This window comes from Terrimonas pollutisoli, from assembly GCF_029360765.1.
In the GTDB taxonomy this organism is placed as follows: domain Bacteria; phylum Bacteroidota; class Bacteroidia; order Chitinophagales; family Chitinophagaceae; genus Terrimonas_B; species Terrimonas_B pollutisoli.
This window is the reverse complement of record NZ_JARKNA010000033.1, coordinates 1-15,766: the sequence shown is the minus strand read 5'-3', so window position 1 is coordinate 15,766 and position 15,766 is coordinate 1. Positions and strand designations below refer to the sequence as shown.

Here is a 15,766-nt window from a genome sequence, read left to right as displayed (position 1 = left end):
CTGTTTCTTAATCGCAGCCACTATCTGGCTTTCGGTAAATCGCTTTTTCATGTATTAAAATTTAAAGTTAACATCTTCAGCCTTTGTTAACTCTAACTACATGGCCGAACTTTGGGGGAGCTTACAGTTTGAGCTATTCTTACTAAAAAATGATGAACCCAATGCATTTGCATTTAAGCATGAAGAGGTTTATATTATAGGCATACACCTATCATTATTCAAGTTGCTTGAATCAAGAATAAGAGAACAAGTGCCAAATCTTAAAGGCTCGGCACTTGCAATTATCCAGGCAGTTCAAAATTGCACCCCTTTAACAGCGGAGTTCTTGATGTATCAGATTATTACTCAATTTACTTTTTACCATGAATTAGGACATTTACATCAATTAAAACATGCTGACGAGTTAGGCCTTCTCTGTTTTGAAAAATACAGTTTGGTTGAAGGAGCTGAGTTTAATCAGGTAGCTCATGCAATGGAAATTGATGCAGATTTGTTTGCTGCCAATCAAATCGCTTTGCACATTCTTCAGTACTGGTCCGATTTTGCCCCCGAATACAAAACGAAAGAAAATTTGGAGGCTTTTATTTCAATAGCTTCCGCTTCTATTTTCTTGTTCTTCTTCGAGCTGGCTGGGGGTTGGCATGATCTATATTATTTAGACTATGATCACCCGCATCCTTTAATACGGGTTAGCTACATTACGGATGCGATCGTTAGTATCGCAAAACAAAGTCAACAAGAAAATGTTCCTAAGCCGGATGCCAAAAAGTGCATGTCTGGTTCGTTGCTTATTGCTGAACAGTTATTGTCAGAGGGTACGAAAAATGGGCTTGACGAATTTGTGCAGGAGTATATGAATTATAAAACTGAAATTGATGGTTATGTAAGTGAAATGAAGAATTTCATACCAAATGTTCCTTTTTTGATTGTGAACTGGTATAAGCCATAGCACATTCAACTAAAATGGACTGAGGGTAATTCTATCTTTTAATTCCCTTTTGCAGATTGGAATTTCAATTCAGATTTCCGGTGTACAATCCCTCATGCTTCGGGGATACTACACCTTTAACATTGATGGTGGAATTCAACTTTCCGCTACCTCCTTCATTGCGACAAAGCCGGTCCCATGTTTGTCCCGTAATTGTTTCGCTATGGCATTTCGCAATATTCTGTGAGCTATTTAGAAAGAAGTAAGCGGAATGACACATAGCTTTATGTTAATAGTACATTCCACCGGCGGCTGCCTTCAGTTGTCCGCTTCAAGTTTAATTCCATGATGTCATAAGTTAATGACACGGGTATTTTACTTCCACTGTTTAAAAAAATCATTCAAGGATTTACGTTTTGTAACAAATGCGGGCAAATGCGAAAGCGAAGCTTGCGGTTGTAATTATAGGTGCTATAATGGGCAAAAGATTGCGACATGAATCGTAGAGATCAACGTAACCCTTCGTCCAAGTACACCTTTTCCTGCATTGGCTTACAGATCAACTACGATGGTGAGGTTTATTTTTTTTCTGAATTATTATCTCGCTTCGCTCATGTTTCAACCTCGCCACTTCATTATCAATTATATTTTTCACCTCCATCTTTATCTGAAAATAATTATCCATTATTTCATGCTGGCTTACTTTACGAACTTCAGGGATCGGCTTGTAACCTTTCTCTTCCTGTTTTAATTTTTCAACATCATTAATAATCTCACAGTGAAACATTTTCAGCTTTATTTTTTTATCAGGATCGTCTGCAACCATCCCCACAAATTCACCGGAAGACAGGGCTGAGATCCTCGAGGGTGGGATAGCAGCATCCAGTTGCCCGGATTTGCTGATGGATGTATCTGTCCGGTTAATAGAAATGCTTTCCTTTATCTGCATGATCTTGCCAAAGCGTTCTGAAAGGTTTTTAGCCGTTTCTCCGGTCACCTGTCCGCTAATTATGTTTCCCACAATATTCATGATAACGGCGGATTGATCGGCCCCGTAATCCTTTTTAAGCTGGCTGAAATCCTGCATCCCTAAGCAGGTTGCCACTTTATTGGAACGGGCGGTTGCGATCAGGCTGTCAATGTCGTTGAAATAGACGGTCGGGAATTCGTCAAAAATTAGACTGCATTTCTGTTGATTTTTCTGATTAACTAATTTGATCAAACGAGTTACATACAGGGACAGGACTGCCCCATAAACCTGCTGTTTTTGCGGGTTATTGGCAAGGCAAAGAATTTTGGGAACTGCAGGGTTATTAATGTCTAATGTAAAGTCGGTATATGATAGCACCCAGTAGAGTTGCGGGGAAGAAAGCCTGGCCATGCCGATTTTGGCACTGGCGACCTGGCCTTCCAATTGTTCCATCGCATCATTTTGGTAAGCCGAGATAAATGGATTGATCAGGACCTCAATTTCTGCTTCCGATCTCAGGACAGGAAAAAGTAGTTTATATTCTTCCTGCATCAATTCAATTACATGCGGCAGGGTGCAATATTTCCCCTCTTTATATTTTTTCAAAAACCAAATAACTGCCGTTACAAAATTGATGGGTGATTCTACAAAAAAGTCTCCCTGCTTTGTGATCCATTCACGATTAAGCCCCAGCATGATTGTACGGGATGCTTCTGCAGCATCTGTAATATCAAACATGGTAGAAGGATCTAATGGATTACAACGGCTGCTGCGTGAAAGATCGTCAAAGTTGACAAGATAGAATTTCGGTTTTAACTTATAAGAATTTCTATTGCTCAATAGTGTATTGTATGCAATCTTTGACAGATCATCATATTTGAAATCATATACCAGCATCGTGAATCCTTTTTCAATATGCTGTTTAATGACATGTTGAATAACAAACCAGGACTTACCGGCTCCCGGTGAACCTGTTACCAAAAGTGCCCGGAAAGGATTGATAATATTGATCCAGCTTTTACGAATTTTTCCTCTCAGGTTATAGCGGGCCGGAAGGTTTAACGAATACTCATTTTGCAGCAGGCGTTCTTCTTGTGGAAAAGTTTCATTCAGCTCATTAAATACATCTTTTTTAAAATTCAGTTGAATAAACCGCGATAGAATAGTTCCACCGGTAAGAATGAAAATAAAACCCAGACCAGTTACCGTCATATATATGATGGTAACTACTTCAGCCGTTTGTTTCAATTGTAATAAATAATGACCGAGAAAATAAAACAGTAACCCGGTAACCAGGTAAAAAAGTATCGACTGGCGGCTGATTTTTTCACTTTTTTTCCCTTTTGCTCCGAGTAAAGAAACAATCAGTAATCCCAATGCTAATAGCTTTGAATAGTGCATAGAATCAAATAACCCTGTTCGATATATGTTAATCAAAAACCGGTCGCCTATTTCTGCAGTAAGCTGCCATTGTTTAAAAGCTTCGTAGCAATAATAATAGAAGTGCAATAAAAGAATAATAATGCCGGCAAGCCTTGTAAAGTCCAGTATCTTCCGCAGCCCCATTTCATTTTCACCTGTACTGGTTGACATAGTTGATATTTTTAAAGTTTATAATCCAAGATTTCTTTTTCGTTTTTTTCTTTTCTTTTTCCTCAATTCATAAGGTGTATTGCCAAATTCTTTTTCGGATTTCATGAGTTGCTCCAACAAATCATTTCCTTGAGGAGATCTTTCAATTGGTAACTGCTTACCCCTTTCAATATCTTTTGTCTTTATTTCTTTCCGGGAAGCCGGTTTCGATTTCTCAGATTGAAGGGCCTGCGATGCTTCAGGTGGACTACTTTGTTGACCAATCTTCTGTTGTATTGCAGCAGCACTGTATGGCTTTCCCAAATCGCTGCCATTAAATACGGATTTACTGTTATGATCAATGAAGGTGATGCCATAAATAAACCCTTTATCATTCTGTCGCAAAACTGTTGCTATTCCTTTCTTTCTTAATTCCCTAATAAACTGCTGCATACTTTCAGGCTTTTGCAATACAAGATCAATCCGATCTTTAATTGATTGTTTATGCAGTTTTCGTTTTTCTTCATTGACTTCAAATTTCTTTTCCAAATTGGCAAGTGTTGGTTTGCTGTAAATTTTACTGGCTTTAATAGGTACGCCAACCTTATTGCCCTTTTCATCCAATACCCGAAAAACAAGTCCCCCTTTTTTATAAATCCTGCCTTCTTCATACCCCCGATCAGCCATTACATTATATTGCTTCAAGACAGCATTTAATTCCGCCAGCGAAGTGTATTTGTATTGGATAATGACTGCATCGAGAACATTTGTAATAGATCGCTTGGTTTCAGACTGGCCATAGATCACTTTCTGAACATTGACTGGATTAACTGCATGTGCCTCCTGGTCGATTCTGCCGGAGGCTTTAACCAAGCTAAATTCCTGCTCTATTTCCTTTCGTGCCTTTTCCGATTGATTGCGGCCAATATTATGCGTGTTGATGCGGCTTCCATCTTCCCGAATATTGGTAGTGACAATATGAATGTGCGGGTGGCCGGCGTCCAAATGTTCATACACTAAAAACGGTTGCTGCTCAAACCCTATTTTATTCATATAAACAGCGGCTATATCAGATAACTTCTTTTGCGATAGATTTTCTGAAGGGTCAAAATTCAGAGATATATGCAAGCTATTGGTGGTGGCTCGTTCATTAAGTGCAATAAGACCTTGGAACCTATGAAGTTTATCATAAAAATTCATATCTTCTTTATCCTGTAAAAAATTACCGGCATGGATACACTGAGCTTGCCCATTATGCAATTTATCTTCATTGTAGTTCAGCGCCTTTTCAATGCTTTTTGATATGATTATTTTTGCAACCATTGCTGATACATTTGGTTCATCCGTTCTTTGATTTCTTCCACTTTTTTGAACAAGATTTGTTTAGCTGTTTCGTTTTGTAAAATCCAGGTTCGGAACTCAGGTATTTTTTCAAGTATGTGCAGCTTATGAACTGCTTGATTGAAGTTGTTGCCGATAGCGTTTAATTCATTTTTCAGTTTAATCATTTCAGGTAAAAATTCATCGGCAGTTTGATTCCGGTATTTAACAGTCACAGGTTGTTGAAGAGACACCTTTCTTAGATACTCGCTAAGTTGCCTGCAGGTCGTTTTTTTAAAAAGGCTTTGCAGGCGGCTGTATTCGTCCTCATTCATGCGGACTACCACCATTTTATTTCTCACTTCACGGGTTTCCTTTCTCACTGTCCTCTTATTTTATATGTCAAACCTGCCCATCCGGCAGGTACTATTCACTTTAAAATGTCTTTACAAAACCCCGAAACGACTCCGGAGTGAAAGGGGCGAGATTCAAACGTATAACGTTTGTACATCTCGCCGGGTGCAATTCCGGGCACCCTTCGGCCCTGTTGCTGTGTCTGGATCGTTATATTACTCATCAACTTTATAATTATAATTTCGCACATCTGACAAAATGTTAGACCTGCGAAGGAGGTTACTCCAAATCACTTTCATAGATGCATAGATTAATTTTCCATCTCTGAAAAAAGAAAGAAGATGTCTCAGAAATTGTTGGAAATTGTATTTAGTGCGGAATGGCGAAACGGAAAGTTTCGGAAAAGAAAAATTGTTGTTTTTAAATCGTCCTGACGGGATTTGTATTTGCTCTTTCTTAGCCTCATTTTTTGTTACCTGCATGCAATAAATTTTGCCTTCAGCTTTTTCAAATTCGAATACCATAACACCTCTATTTTTTCCTTCTTCACGATTCAAAATTGAATCAGGTATTAAAGATACTTTCATTCCCAACTCTCACCTATACCAGTTCAAATTTTAGACAGGTCATCAATCTGTTTTCTTAATAATTTTATTCTGCAAATAAACTTTTCAATAATCTTAAAATTGTGTGGTATGAGTAGTGTGGCAAAAGAAAAAATTAAGGTTTATGAAACCGTATTAAGTAGTCCAGGTATGGCCGACAAATGCAAAGTCGTTCTTCAGTTAAGTCGTCAGAACATTTTATTACTCAGCCGCCTGATCGAAACTGGCCTAAATTCCAGCAAAGAAAATCCCGATGAACTTATCAGTCTATTGTCAAATGAGTCAAGGGAGGAGTTGAATACTGTGGTGCCTGAATTGCTAAAGAAGGGTGGCCTTACTGAATTTTACGAGAAATTAAAAACATTGTAATTGCAGAGGTGTTAAAAATCCATTCTTAAAATTCTTCAAATGAGTTTTAGAAGCCATACCGGGCAAGGATAAATCAAGTAGTAAATGAAATGAGCAAAAAAAGGGCTTAAAGCAGCCCTTCATCCGCGAAAGAATAATATTCCTCCGTAGTTATAATTAAATGATCGGTGATTCCAATGTCCAGGTATTTTCCACCTTCTTTCAGATGTGCGGTCAACTGCTGGTCTTGCCTGCTCGGTGCAAGCGTTCCGGAAGGATGGTTGTGGCAAAGAATAATTTCACAAGAGCCTGCTTTGATAGCAGCGGCGAAAATTAGTTTTGCATCAACAACTGTTTGACTCATGCCGCCTGTTGACACTTCATAAATTCCGAGCACCTTACTTCTCCTGTTTAGCAGCATAATTTTAAATTGTTCTACTAATTCAATCCGGTCTTTGTCCCATGATTCAATAAAGATTTTATAAGCGTCATTTGAAGTGGTCACCTTCGGTCTTTCGGAAGGCTTCACTTTTGACCGGTATACCAATTGAATTTCTGCTACCATGTAAATTGATTGAAGATTTGTTGCATGTTCCATAACAATTCATTTTTAATGTTGAAGAATTAATTATGGTGCATACACCGGCCTTACCTGGATTTGCGCAAGGAGGAACGGAATAAATTGCATCATTATGCCGTCCGCAAGGACACCACTAATTTATGCCGTAGTTCCTTGCAAGCATATCATAGGTATAGGCCGAACTTCGTGCCTGAATTAAAGCGAATGATTATAAAATAAAAAAACCACCGTTTAACGATGGTTTCGGGAACATGCTTTAATGTCGTTTAGAGTAATTGCTTTGATCTTCTTCCGCTTACCGTTTCGGTTATTTTCATCAATTTTAGAGAGGTGTCAATGCCAAATTGATAAATGGGATAAGCAGCCACCGGTGATATATTTGTCAGAAAGTGATAATGGCTGTATACATAACATCCAAAAGCGATAGAAATAATCCAGTTTATTGCCTGTCCTGATTGTTTGCTCCAGTCATCAGCAAACGGCTGAATGGCATCAAAAGCGACCCATGCCGGGAGTAAACAAGCATAGGCTATGCAGAGAATAAACAAAGGCATCCAAAATATATTCTTTCGGCTTTTAAAACCTATGATCATGCCTTTAATGAAAAACAACATTTGATAAAGGCATATAGCGAATATAATGATCAGCCCTGCCCATGCAAAAAAGCTATCTTCCCTTTGTAGAATCTTAGTGGCAATAATATAGCCGGTAAACCATAACGGTAAGTAAACAATAGCTTTTAAAATCCATTTTGCAGCTATCCATATCGCCCAGATCGCACGGTCAAAAATATGCTGCCCTGAATCATAAATGTATATACCCATAGCTCACGTTTTTTGCTAATTCAAATTTACCTCTGGCTCATTGCTGCGTTTGTTAATGCCGTCAATATTTACTCACATATAATGCGGTTATCATAAGACCCTTTTCCCGTTTAAATTAGCGATACACGGAATCGTCATTAAGTTCTTATGCACATTTGACAAGCTACTCCTCTTAACACGTCTTTTCGCCTTTTTTAAGGGCCATCAGTTTGTAATAAATATCTCTCCAATACCTTCTTAGTTTCTTGTCAAGTTTTTTGTAGCCTGCTCCTTCATGCCTAAAAGATTTAAACATTTCTGCTTGTTCAATGGCTTTATCAAGATCAGCTACCTCTATCAGTTTTCCTTCCAAATCTGTGAATTGCATATTTCTGATTTTAGTTGAATTAAAATTTATGTGTCAGCATAAATAGGTTTAAATAATTTTCATCTATACGGCATTTTCTTTGCTTCTTTCTTTGTTGCTTTGGACAAAGAAAGAAGTTTTCCCGAAGGGGAAAATCATCTATAGTAAGGGATTGTGGAACTGGAATCTTTCAGCATTTTAATTGTTTACGAATTCAATTTCATTTTGTATTTAACAAGCTGCCGTTCCTGTTTCTGTGTACACGTTGCGAGGAACGGCAGCTTTCCAACAGTTTCTATAAAAACCTTTGCAAGTATTCTGATTCTATCAGATCGGTATCTTCTCTTGGTTTTGCTCTCAGCACCATTTCAGACAGTATAGCATGATAAATAATTGCGGCCAACCTGAAACTTTCTGCCGGTTCATTGTCTGCGTTAATTGCTTCGCTTTCGATAGCGACCTCAAAAAGCGTTTGCATTATATCCCACGGCTTTTCTTGCAAAATGAATAGATAGAATTGGCGGGTTAAATTATTTTTTGTCATAGTTTTCTTTTTAATTGTAAAAAGCGGGGATTTTCTCCCCGCCTATTTGATCAGTTCAGCATTAAAGCATCCGCACCATGTTTGGCATAAGAAAGGCATAAATCAAAAGCTGCCTGTCCTTTCTTTTGACCTGTACCTCCGCAGAGTATGGAGTTTATTTTATCGTCTTTATCCTTGTAATTCCTTACATTTTGAAAATAGCCGGTTACTGCATTGTAAGCGCCGAATAAAGTACCTTTTGTAGTTTCCAGTTGTTGTGTATCTGCCATCATTCCATAACCAAAGGCTGCATAAACCTGATTTTTATACGTGGCTGAATTTTCATCCGCTTTTCCATCCCGGATATTGTCTATTGTTTCCTTGTTAGGTGCTAACGCAATCTGAATGAGTTTTTGAACTTCCTTATCCGTCATCCTGATCTTTGACCACTGGTTAAATGCCTGTTCCATTAAAGGAGAAAGTGTATTTACCATTCCCATAATCTTCGGCACTTCCTTTAATCTTGCCTGTGCATTGCTGGTATGTTTAATTTTTATTGAATTGGAGCAATTGTTAAGGGCGGCATTCAGGGTATTATTACAAACGATACGAACTGGAGTAAATGCAATGGTTATACTTTCGCTTCCATCGTGTGAGGTTGTTAAAAATAAATACTGCTCAATAACATCATCGTTGCCTACTTTAATATAGGTGGGAAGTTTAGCAGTAATAAAAATCCGCGCTCCTTTCCCTAAAGCTCCGGCAGTTTCATAAATGATACCTTCACCTTGTACTATTTCATCAAAAAATGAAAAGGCATCAACGTTTTGTAAAACGGCATATTCTGAACTAAGACCATCACCTAATATTTCTTCTGTATCTGCCCGAAAAGTATAAAATGAATTATCGGAAATAATTATTCTACCCGATGGCATTTCGTATTTATGAGGTGATTTTATTACAGGGTAATCCAGTTGTGATTGCATTAAAACCTCACGGCTGCTTAACGGCTCGTCGGAAATTTGCCCGTAGCCATGCCATGCTTTTTCTTTTAAAGTATAAAAGGAATACTTTCCTGTTTGGTCATTATAATTAAGATTGTGTGCCATGATTAATAATTTTATAAGTTTAGAAATAATTGCATCTGGAATAGCGTTTGAATTTTCCATGCTTAAAATGGGAGGTCATCAATTGGCTCTGTAACTTCTTCGGCTGTGGATACATTACCAGTTTTGGCTTGGGAATCCTGTTTTGCACCACCGTGAAGTTTGATTTGATTGACATGAAGCGTAATTGATGCCCTTGCCTCGCCTTTGAGATCATTGTAAGCATTCACTCCTAAGCGACCAGTCAGTTCTACCAGCGTTCCCTTTTTCAGGTATTCAGCAATAGCGGGATTAAGCCAATAGGAACAATTCACAAAGATTGTAGCCTTCACTACCTCTCTATCTTTTGGTTTGTAACTGTCATTGATGGCGATAGAAAAGTTTACTACCTGCCTGTCGTCTTTTAAGTTGGTAACTTTTGCATTTGATGTTACCCTTCCGATTAATACTTGCATAACTTTAAATTTTAATGATGAATAAATACTGAATGAAAACAGCGATCTAAATGCTTTAAATTCATTCGGCTTCGCCTCATTCATTCAACCTTAGCGACCAGTCAATAATCCTGTAGATGGAAGGGCAAGGTTTTTCAAAAAAAAAATACTACCTCAACTGAGATAGCATTTTCCTTGGCGCAAAGAGGTGGAGATTTTTTTTTGAAAACCTGTGGCAAGCGAAATAAGAGACAACGATCCTTATTTCGTGCAGACCTTGCCCGACTGAAACAGGATATTAATTTTGCGGCAGGGTTAGTGAATGGAAGTCTTTACTTTTTGCTTTTTGATTATAGAAGATCAGGGAATAGAAAGATGAAAGGAGCGTCGCAACGATGCCCAATTAGTGAGCAGAACGTTGGTAAATAAAAACAGCTGAGGCAATGCTAGGTGTTAGGGAATTTACGGCGATAAGAATTAAGACATTCTTGTTTACATCTTATGTAAGCATCCTGATGGACCAATAAGTCTGGGTAATCTTTTATTAATTCATCCGCAAAACTCCAGGCCAATTCTTCTCTTTGAATAGTTAAATCATCCGGTTTTCTTTTTCCGGAAAGGAAGTGTCCGTATTCATGTAACAATTTCCAGATAATGTCCAACGGATCTTCTACAGCGATTAAACTAATTCTTATATGATTGCTATTCTCGACACTCTCCTCAATATTTGAGTACCCTACATCGTACCGGGCAGAAACCCTGCACCCGTTTTTGGAAATCAAAGAAAAAAGTTGACTAAGTGTATTCCGGTAAGCTTCCAATTTACCTTCAAAACAAACTTCATTTAAGAATCTTTCATTTTTTTCTGTATTCATATTGCAAAATTAGTAAGTAGGTCATGAGGTTCCATTTTCATTGGCTATCGAAAGTCCTCAAAATACGTTAGGCTGCGCAGATGTGATTGAGTTGAGCGAAGGCCGTAGCCCCGAAAAGACTTCGTGAAAACGAAGGAAGTTTCGTGCAGCCGTAGTGTCTTACAGCCTTGCGGCAGGCTGATTTTTGCACTGGAAAATTGTGCTGGGAAATCACCTCTGGCGGTGCAGTTGTCCTGCCTTGGGGTTTGTGTGCCGGCTGGCAGGAGTACTGCACCGGCCTGCCACAAGGCTTACAATTTTTCACCTCTTTTAGTATGGGAATCCGGTAGACTGAAGCAGGTCAGACGCATTAAAAATCATTGGGCTTTGGCTAAGATAGATAACAAATAATCATTGTCCCTGTCTGCTTTTTTTCGCTTTCATTTCATACTTAGTTTTCTGGCCCTTTTTTTTCGTCGGACTTGTAGAGCAAATTAAGAGCTACTTTATTGACAAAAGAAAAATTGACGGCCGCATTTCCAGCCCGTTTCGTGCTGTCATCTTCTCCAAAACATACATCTAATACCAAGTGCAATTTATTTTCTATTCCCCAGTATCCCGTATGGCTTCATTAAATTTTTGTGCAGTAGCTATTGCACTGCTGATATAATGACGGGTTTGTATCTCCGTAACGCCTGTTGCTTTATCTTATCGGCTATTTCCTTTTGGCAGCCCATGGCATTAATAGTAACCCCACACCCTTTTACCATTAAGGCATATGTTTGACCTTTAAAATCAAATGAATTAGAAATCTTATTCTAACCTATCATTATTTATAAACCGTTTAAAAAGTTTAACGATTCTTAAAAATAATAATAAAAACGAAAAACTAAGACCAATAATAAATCCTATCCAAACTCCCGCTACTTCCATTTCCATTTTCAATCCCAAAATATAACCGAGGGGTATAGCAATTAGCCAATAAGCAAAAAAAGTAGCAATAGTTGGCATATATACGTCCTTTATTCCCCTTAATATTGAAGCTGATACGATTTGAAGGGCATTTACTGCCAGGAAAACGCCTGCAAAAATCAATAGAGAAGAAGCTTGGGATATAACAAACGAATTTTTATTAAAAAGTAAAACGATCTTGTCTTTATAAATATACAGGATGAAGCTGCAGAGTAAACCATAGAATAGGGTAATCAACAAGGTGCTTTTTGCAATCATTAAAATTTGATTCCAATTATTCTGACCCAAGGCATAACTAATTCTGATTGAGCATCCCTGAGCTAGCCCCAAAGTAAGCATAAGAGTAAATAGGATACAATTAAAAGCAATCTGATGGGCTGCTTGTTGTACAGAGCCTAAACTTCCTATCATTATTGCGGAAACAGCAAAGGCCGAAATTTCCATTACTAATTGCAAACCAATTGGCAGACCTATAGAAAGTAGTTCCCAGATTGTTTGCTTTTTAATATTCCATTGCTTAATAACAGCGAGATACTTCCGGAATTCTTTATGAACTAAAATAACAGCAATTAGTGTAATCAACATAAGTGTCCGGCTAATAAGCGTTCCTAGACCGGCTCCTAATAGCTCAAGCCTGGGAACTCTTTCAAAGCCATAAATTAAACTCCAATTAATAAAAATATTAATTGGCAAAAAAATTAAGGATAATATCATTGGCATTGTTGTTTTTTGCAATCCATCTATAAAATGCTTAAGTGCTAAAAATACTAATAGAGGAATCAGAGACCAGCCAAGAAGACGTAAATAGGGTACCGCTAATAAAGCGACAGTTTTGTCCTGATTTAAACGGAGAACACCAATTGCTCCAAAATGAATTAATATAGAAATTAATAAAGCGAAGCAAAAACAAAGGAAAACACCATTAAAAAGAAAATGCGATATTTGATTAATGTCCTTTTTTCCATGTTTGGAAGAAATTTGTTGTAAAAGAGAAATGGTTATACCTACACCAATAATAAACGGGACACTAATAATGCTACCTGCTAATGCAGCAGCTGCTAAATGATCATAGGATATTTTGCCCACCATCGCCATGTCAATTATATTGGCAAGCATCTGAACAAATTCTCCTAGAATCAGCGGTATAGAAAGTTTAATCGTTTTAATGGATTCCCGTAAAAGCATGATTACATAACGAGATTATTTAATCATTCAATTTAATTGGATATTTCCTTCCTTTCCATTCAACTGGGGAGGGCAAAAACTGAAAAAAAAGAAAAATGAAACTGCATATGATTTCGTACGGTGTATATAGCAGTATTCCAATATTACTTTTAATCTTAAGTGTTCGATATGCAATATTGAGAAAATAAATATTTTTTATCCATCGTATTGCCAAGATACTTAGAGAGACAAGTGGATTTATCAAGAAAAGGGCTAACAGAAAGGGAAGAAATAAACAATTCATATTGAAGCCAAGTACAAAGCGCCAGTTCTTTCTAAAAGATCCTGTTAGCCACCTTCTCCTTTGTCTAAGTAATGCTTTGAATGTATCTACAGGGTTTGTAAAGGCAAGAATTTCATAATTAAAAAGATTTTTAAATGAATAACCTGAGGCTACAACCACCTTAAAAAGTTCATAATCTTCTGTTATGGAAAATGGAACGTTTTCATATCCACCAATAGCTTTATAAGTACTTGCTCTTATTGCCATATTACAACCGATCGCGGTAACGGGTTGCCCTTTATTGCTTTTTCGATAACAGTGTGCCATATAATTAAGCCAGTCCGCGTTTTGTAATTGTGCAAAAACAGAATCACAATTAAGTGCAACAACACCAGACGCCATATCCACACCATCTGTAAAGCAGTCTGAGTATGTCTTAATCCAGGTTTTGGTCACCTGAACGTCAGCATCAGTAATTAAAAATATTTTTCCATTGGCCGCTTCGGCTAATTGTGCAAGAACATTTGCTTTTCCCAACAGCCCATTAATTTTCTTTTTGATTTGCAGTAAATGCAGATTTTTATGATTCAGCTGAAAATTCCTGACTATACTGGCTGTACTATCTGAGGAATTATCATCCCCAATCCAAACCTCATATTCTTCCGCAGGAAATTTTTGGCCTAATATAGCAGTCAGACATTTAGATATATTATTTTCTTCATTACGGGCTGCAATAAGAATTGAAATCATCGGGGTATTGTTACGCATAAAACGATAATTCATAATGATTTTTCCAAATGGTAAGCGTTTAATTGAATTCGTAATTGATATCTTTCATAATATTTAGTTCTTCAGCTATTCTTTTCAGGCCAGAATAGTCATTCACCATTTTTGCTTTTGAGGCGGCCTGTCGGCAATCTTCAATGATTTCTCGTGATTTTTTTATTTTATGATATTCCAAAATACATGACCATGATGAAAAATCCTGTACACAAAAAGCATCCATTGCCATAGGCAGATACTGCACGAAAAAAGTTTTTTCTCTTTTGTTAAAATGAACAAAAACAGACTTTGCAATTTCTACCAACAAAGATGAATGTGCGAATTCATCCACATCATGTAGCTTACTAACCAAAGCATGCCTGGGTTGCACTCCGGTACTCTTGGACAAAAGAGATAAAAAAGCATTAATCGAGGTTTCCGAAACAATTCCGCAGGCCAAAACCATTAATTTCTGCTTCCAATCTTCTGGTTGATTGCTTTGATGTTCCAACAAGCGCCTATAAGTAACAGAATCCGGCAAATTAATTTTGTCCCTTATAGATCTGAGTTTTTTTGTTATCTCCATTGCATTATAGTGCATCATACTATGAAATCGTTCGTCAATTAATGACTGATGGACAACATTCTTCATTTCCACCTTATCGGTCCCGGGGAAAGTATCCTGCAGAATTAAATCAAACGAAGGATTGACAATTTTTTCTTCCGCATGTATTGTTCTGGTATTATAGGTTATCCAACCCCAGGTAAGTATTTTAAATTTAATCTCGTCATCCACTTTATCGAAAGACGGGTGATCCCAAAATGGTACTAGTTCCTTTGGATAATCCGGTAGCGAAGGATCATAATTGTCATTGGTTTTAAATTCGTCAAAGTAGCAGCCTCTTACAGAAGCCCTTTTGGGCCAGTTTCTCATTAATCTGGAAATTAGCTCCATATTAATTTCAATAGCTTCAAAATTTTCATTCATATTTAAGGATTTATTTTTTGCATCTTGAAAAATAGGCATGAGGTAATAACATGCGCTCAATAAAAACTCTAATGCCATCTTGATCATTCGAAGAGGTTATGTAATCGGCACAACTTTTCAATTCGCTATATGCGTTATGCATGGCTACTCCTATTCCTGAAGCCTTAATTAACTCCAGATCATTCAAATCATCCCCAAATGAAAGAACATGGGAAATACTCATATTCAGATTGCCGAGTATATGCTCCACAGCAGAAAGCTTAGAAACCGTTACAGGCATTATTTGAATATATTTACCCTTCTCCGTTATTAATAATTTTAATTCCGGATTCAAACCTTCTTTCAATTCCTCTACTGGAAAGTCCCTGTTCTCAGCAATTACAATTATTTTATTGATATCTTGAATAATAACAGATTCAAGTTCCATGAAATCGGCAAAGTATTTTTGATTAGTCTTTGCACACGCCGACGATGTAAATATTTGTCCTTGAACTTCAACCGAGAAAAAGTAAGAGGGGTATTCAATATGCAATTTTCTGAGTATTGATTCCATATGAATATTTTTCATAGATATATGGAAAATAGTTTCTCCATTTCTGGTACAGGTAGTGCCATTTGAAAACACCCAATAATCTTCCCTGAAGTCTTCAAATAATGATTGAGGGATTATTTTAACTGGTCTTGCTGTGTTGAAAATCAGGGTGAGTGTAGATTCTTGCCATGTTGACCCAGGATTCCTGCATGTTGACCCACCCTGGTTGTCGGCAATAAGAGTAAGAGCTTGATGTGGGTTTAAAAATACTAATAAAGAGCTATTGACTGGTTTTGGATTT

At 37.4% G+C, this 15,766-nt stretch carries 17 protein-coding genes; 2 read left to right on the top strand and 15 right to left on the bottom strand.

Features of this window, described 5'->3' with window-relative positions; translation table 11 throughout:
- The first annotated feature begins 100 nt into the window (after positions 1-100).
- Positions 101-949, top strand: a complete 849-nt coding sequence (locus tag P2W73_RS25760) for a hypothetical protein (RefSeq protein ID WP_276504986.1) — start codon at positions 101-103, stop codon at positions 947-949.
- Positions 950-1,487: 538 nt separating this feature from the next.
- Here the strand turns inward: P2W73_RS25760 and mobC are convergent.
- From mobC to P2W73_RS25740, 4 genes are all read right to left on the bottom strand, one after another.
- Positions 1,488-3,491 (bottom strand): conjugal transfer protein MobC, encoded by a 2,004-nt coding sequence (gene mobC / locus P2W73_RS25755; RefSeq protein ID WP_276504985.1) that lies wholly within the window; start codon positions 3,489-3,491, stop codon positions 1,488-1,490.
- A gap of 18 nt (positions 3,492-3,509) precedes the next feature.
- Positions 3,510-4,793, bottom strand: coding sequence for a relaxase/mobilization nuclease domain-containing protein (locus P2W73_RS25750; RefSeq protein ID WP_276504984.1), 1,284 nt, complete (start codon positions 4,791-4,793; stop codon positions 3,510-3,512).
- Positions 4,778-5,173, bottom strand: coding sequence for a plasmid mobilization protein (locus P2W73_RS25745; RefSeq protein ID WP_276504983.1), 396 nt, complete (start codon positions 5,171-5,173; stop codon positions 4,778-4,780). Before P2W73_RS25745 ends, P2W73_RS25750 begins: the two co-directional genes overlap by 16 nt.
- Positions 5,174-5,359: 186 nt before the next feature.
- Positions 5,360-5,731, bottom strand: a complete 372-nt coding sequence (locus tag P2W73_RS25740) for a hypothetical protein (RefSeq protein WP_276504982.1) — start codon at positions 5,729-5,731, stop codon at positions 5,360-5,362.
- Positions 5,732-5,839: 108 nt separating this feature from the next.
- Here P2W73_RS25740 and P2W73_RS25735 point away from each other — a divergent pair, with 108 nt between their 5' ends.
- A complete protein-coding gene (locus P2W73_RS25735) occupies positions 5,840-6,118 on the top strand; it encodes a hypothetical protein (protein WP_276504981.1) in 279 nt (92 codons plus the stop codon).
- 106 nt (positions 6,119-6,224) lie between these two features.
- On the opposite strand, the gene P2W73_RS25730 is transcribed toward P2W73_RS25735, so the two are convergent.
- From P2W73_RS25730 to P2W73_RS25680, 11 genes are all read right to left on the bottom strand, one after another.
- Positions 6,225-6,695, bottom strand: a complete 471-nt coding sequence (locus P2W73_RS25730; RefSeq protein ID WP_276504980.1) for a JAB domain-containing protein — start codon at positions 6,693-6,695, stop codon at positions 6,225-6,227.
- A 248-nt stretch (positions 6,696-6,943) separates the two neighbouring features.
- Entirely contained in the window at positions 6,944-7,501 is a 558-nt protein-coding gene (locus tag P2W73_RS25725) for a hypothetical protein (RefSeq protein ID WP_276504979.1), read from the bottom strand.
- Positions 7,502-7,673: 172 nt separating this feature from the next.
- On the bottom strand, positions 7,674-7,868 hold the full coding sequence (locus tag P2W73_RS25720) for a hypothetical protein (RefSeq protein ID WP_276504978.1): 195 nt from the start codon (positions 7,866-7,868) through the stop codon (positions 7,674-7,676).
- Between the two features lie 274 nt (positions 7,869-8,142).
- Positions 8,143-8,391, bottom strand: coding sequence for a hypothetical protein (locus P2W73_RS25715; RefSeq protein WP_276504977.1), 249 nt, complete (start codon positions 8,389-8,391; stop codon positions 8,143-8,145).
- Positions 8,392-8,441: 50 nt separating this feature from the next.
- The gene (locus P2W73_RS25710; RefSeq protein WP_276504976.1) at positions 8,442-9,479 is read right to left on the bottom strand and encodes a DUF932 domain-containing protein; all 1,038 of its coding nucleotides are present in this window, start codon (positions 9,477-9,479) and stop codon (positions 8,442-8,444) included.
- A gap of 62 nt (positions 9,480-9,541) precedes the next feature.
- Positions 9,542-9,931 carry a single-stranded DNA-binding protein gene (locus P2W73_RS25705; RefSeq protein ID WP_276504975.1) on the bottom strand — a complete coding sequence of 130 codons (390 nt, stop codon included), beginning with the start codon at positions 9,929-9,931 and terminating at the stop codon, positions 9,542-9,544.
- 425 nt (positions 9,932-10,356) lie between these two features.
- Positions 10,357-10,785, bottom strand: a complete 429-nt coding sequence (locus P2W73_RS25700) for a hypothetical protein (protein WP_276504974.1) — start codon at positions 10,783-10,785, stop codon at positions 10,357-10,359.
- Between the two features lie 792 nt (positions 10,786-11,577).
- Positions 11,578-12,921 (bottom strand): MATE family efflux transporter, encoded by a 1,344-nt coding sequence (locus P2W73_RS25695; protein ID WP_276504973.1) that lies wholly within the window; start codon positions 12,919-12,921, stop codon positions 11,578-11,580.
- 19 nt (positions 12,922-12,940) lie between these two features.
- Complete coding sequence (locus tag P2W73_RS25690) at positions 12,941-13,951, bottom strand: glycosyltransferase (protein ID WP_276504972.1); 1,011 nt, start codon at positions 13,949-13,951, stop codon at positions 12,941-12,943.
- 40 nt (positions 13,952-13,991) lie between these two features.
- On the bottom strand, positions 13,992-14,933 hold the full coding sequence (locus tag P2W73_RS25685; protein WP_276504971.1) for a diiron oxygenase: 942 nt from the start codon (positions 14,931-14,933) through the stop codon (positions 13,992-13,994).
- Positions 14,934-14,943: 10 nt separating this feature from the next.
- Positions 14,944-15,766, bottom strand: an 823-nt coding sequence (locus P2W73_RS25680; RefSeq protein ID WP_276504970.1) for an HAD hydrolase family protein, incomplete at its 5' end; no start/stop codon positions are given.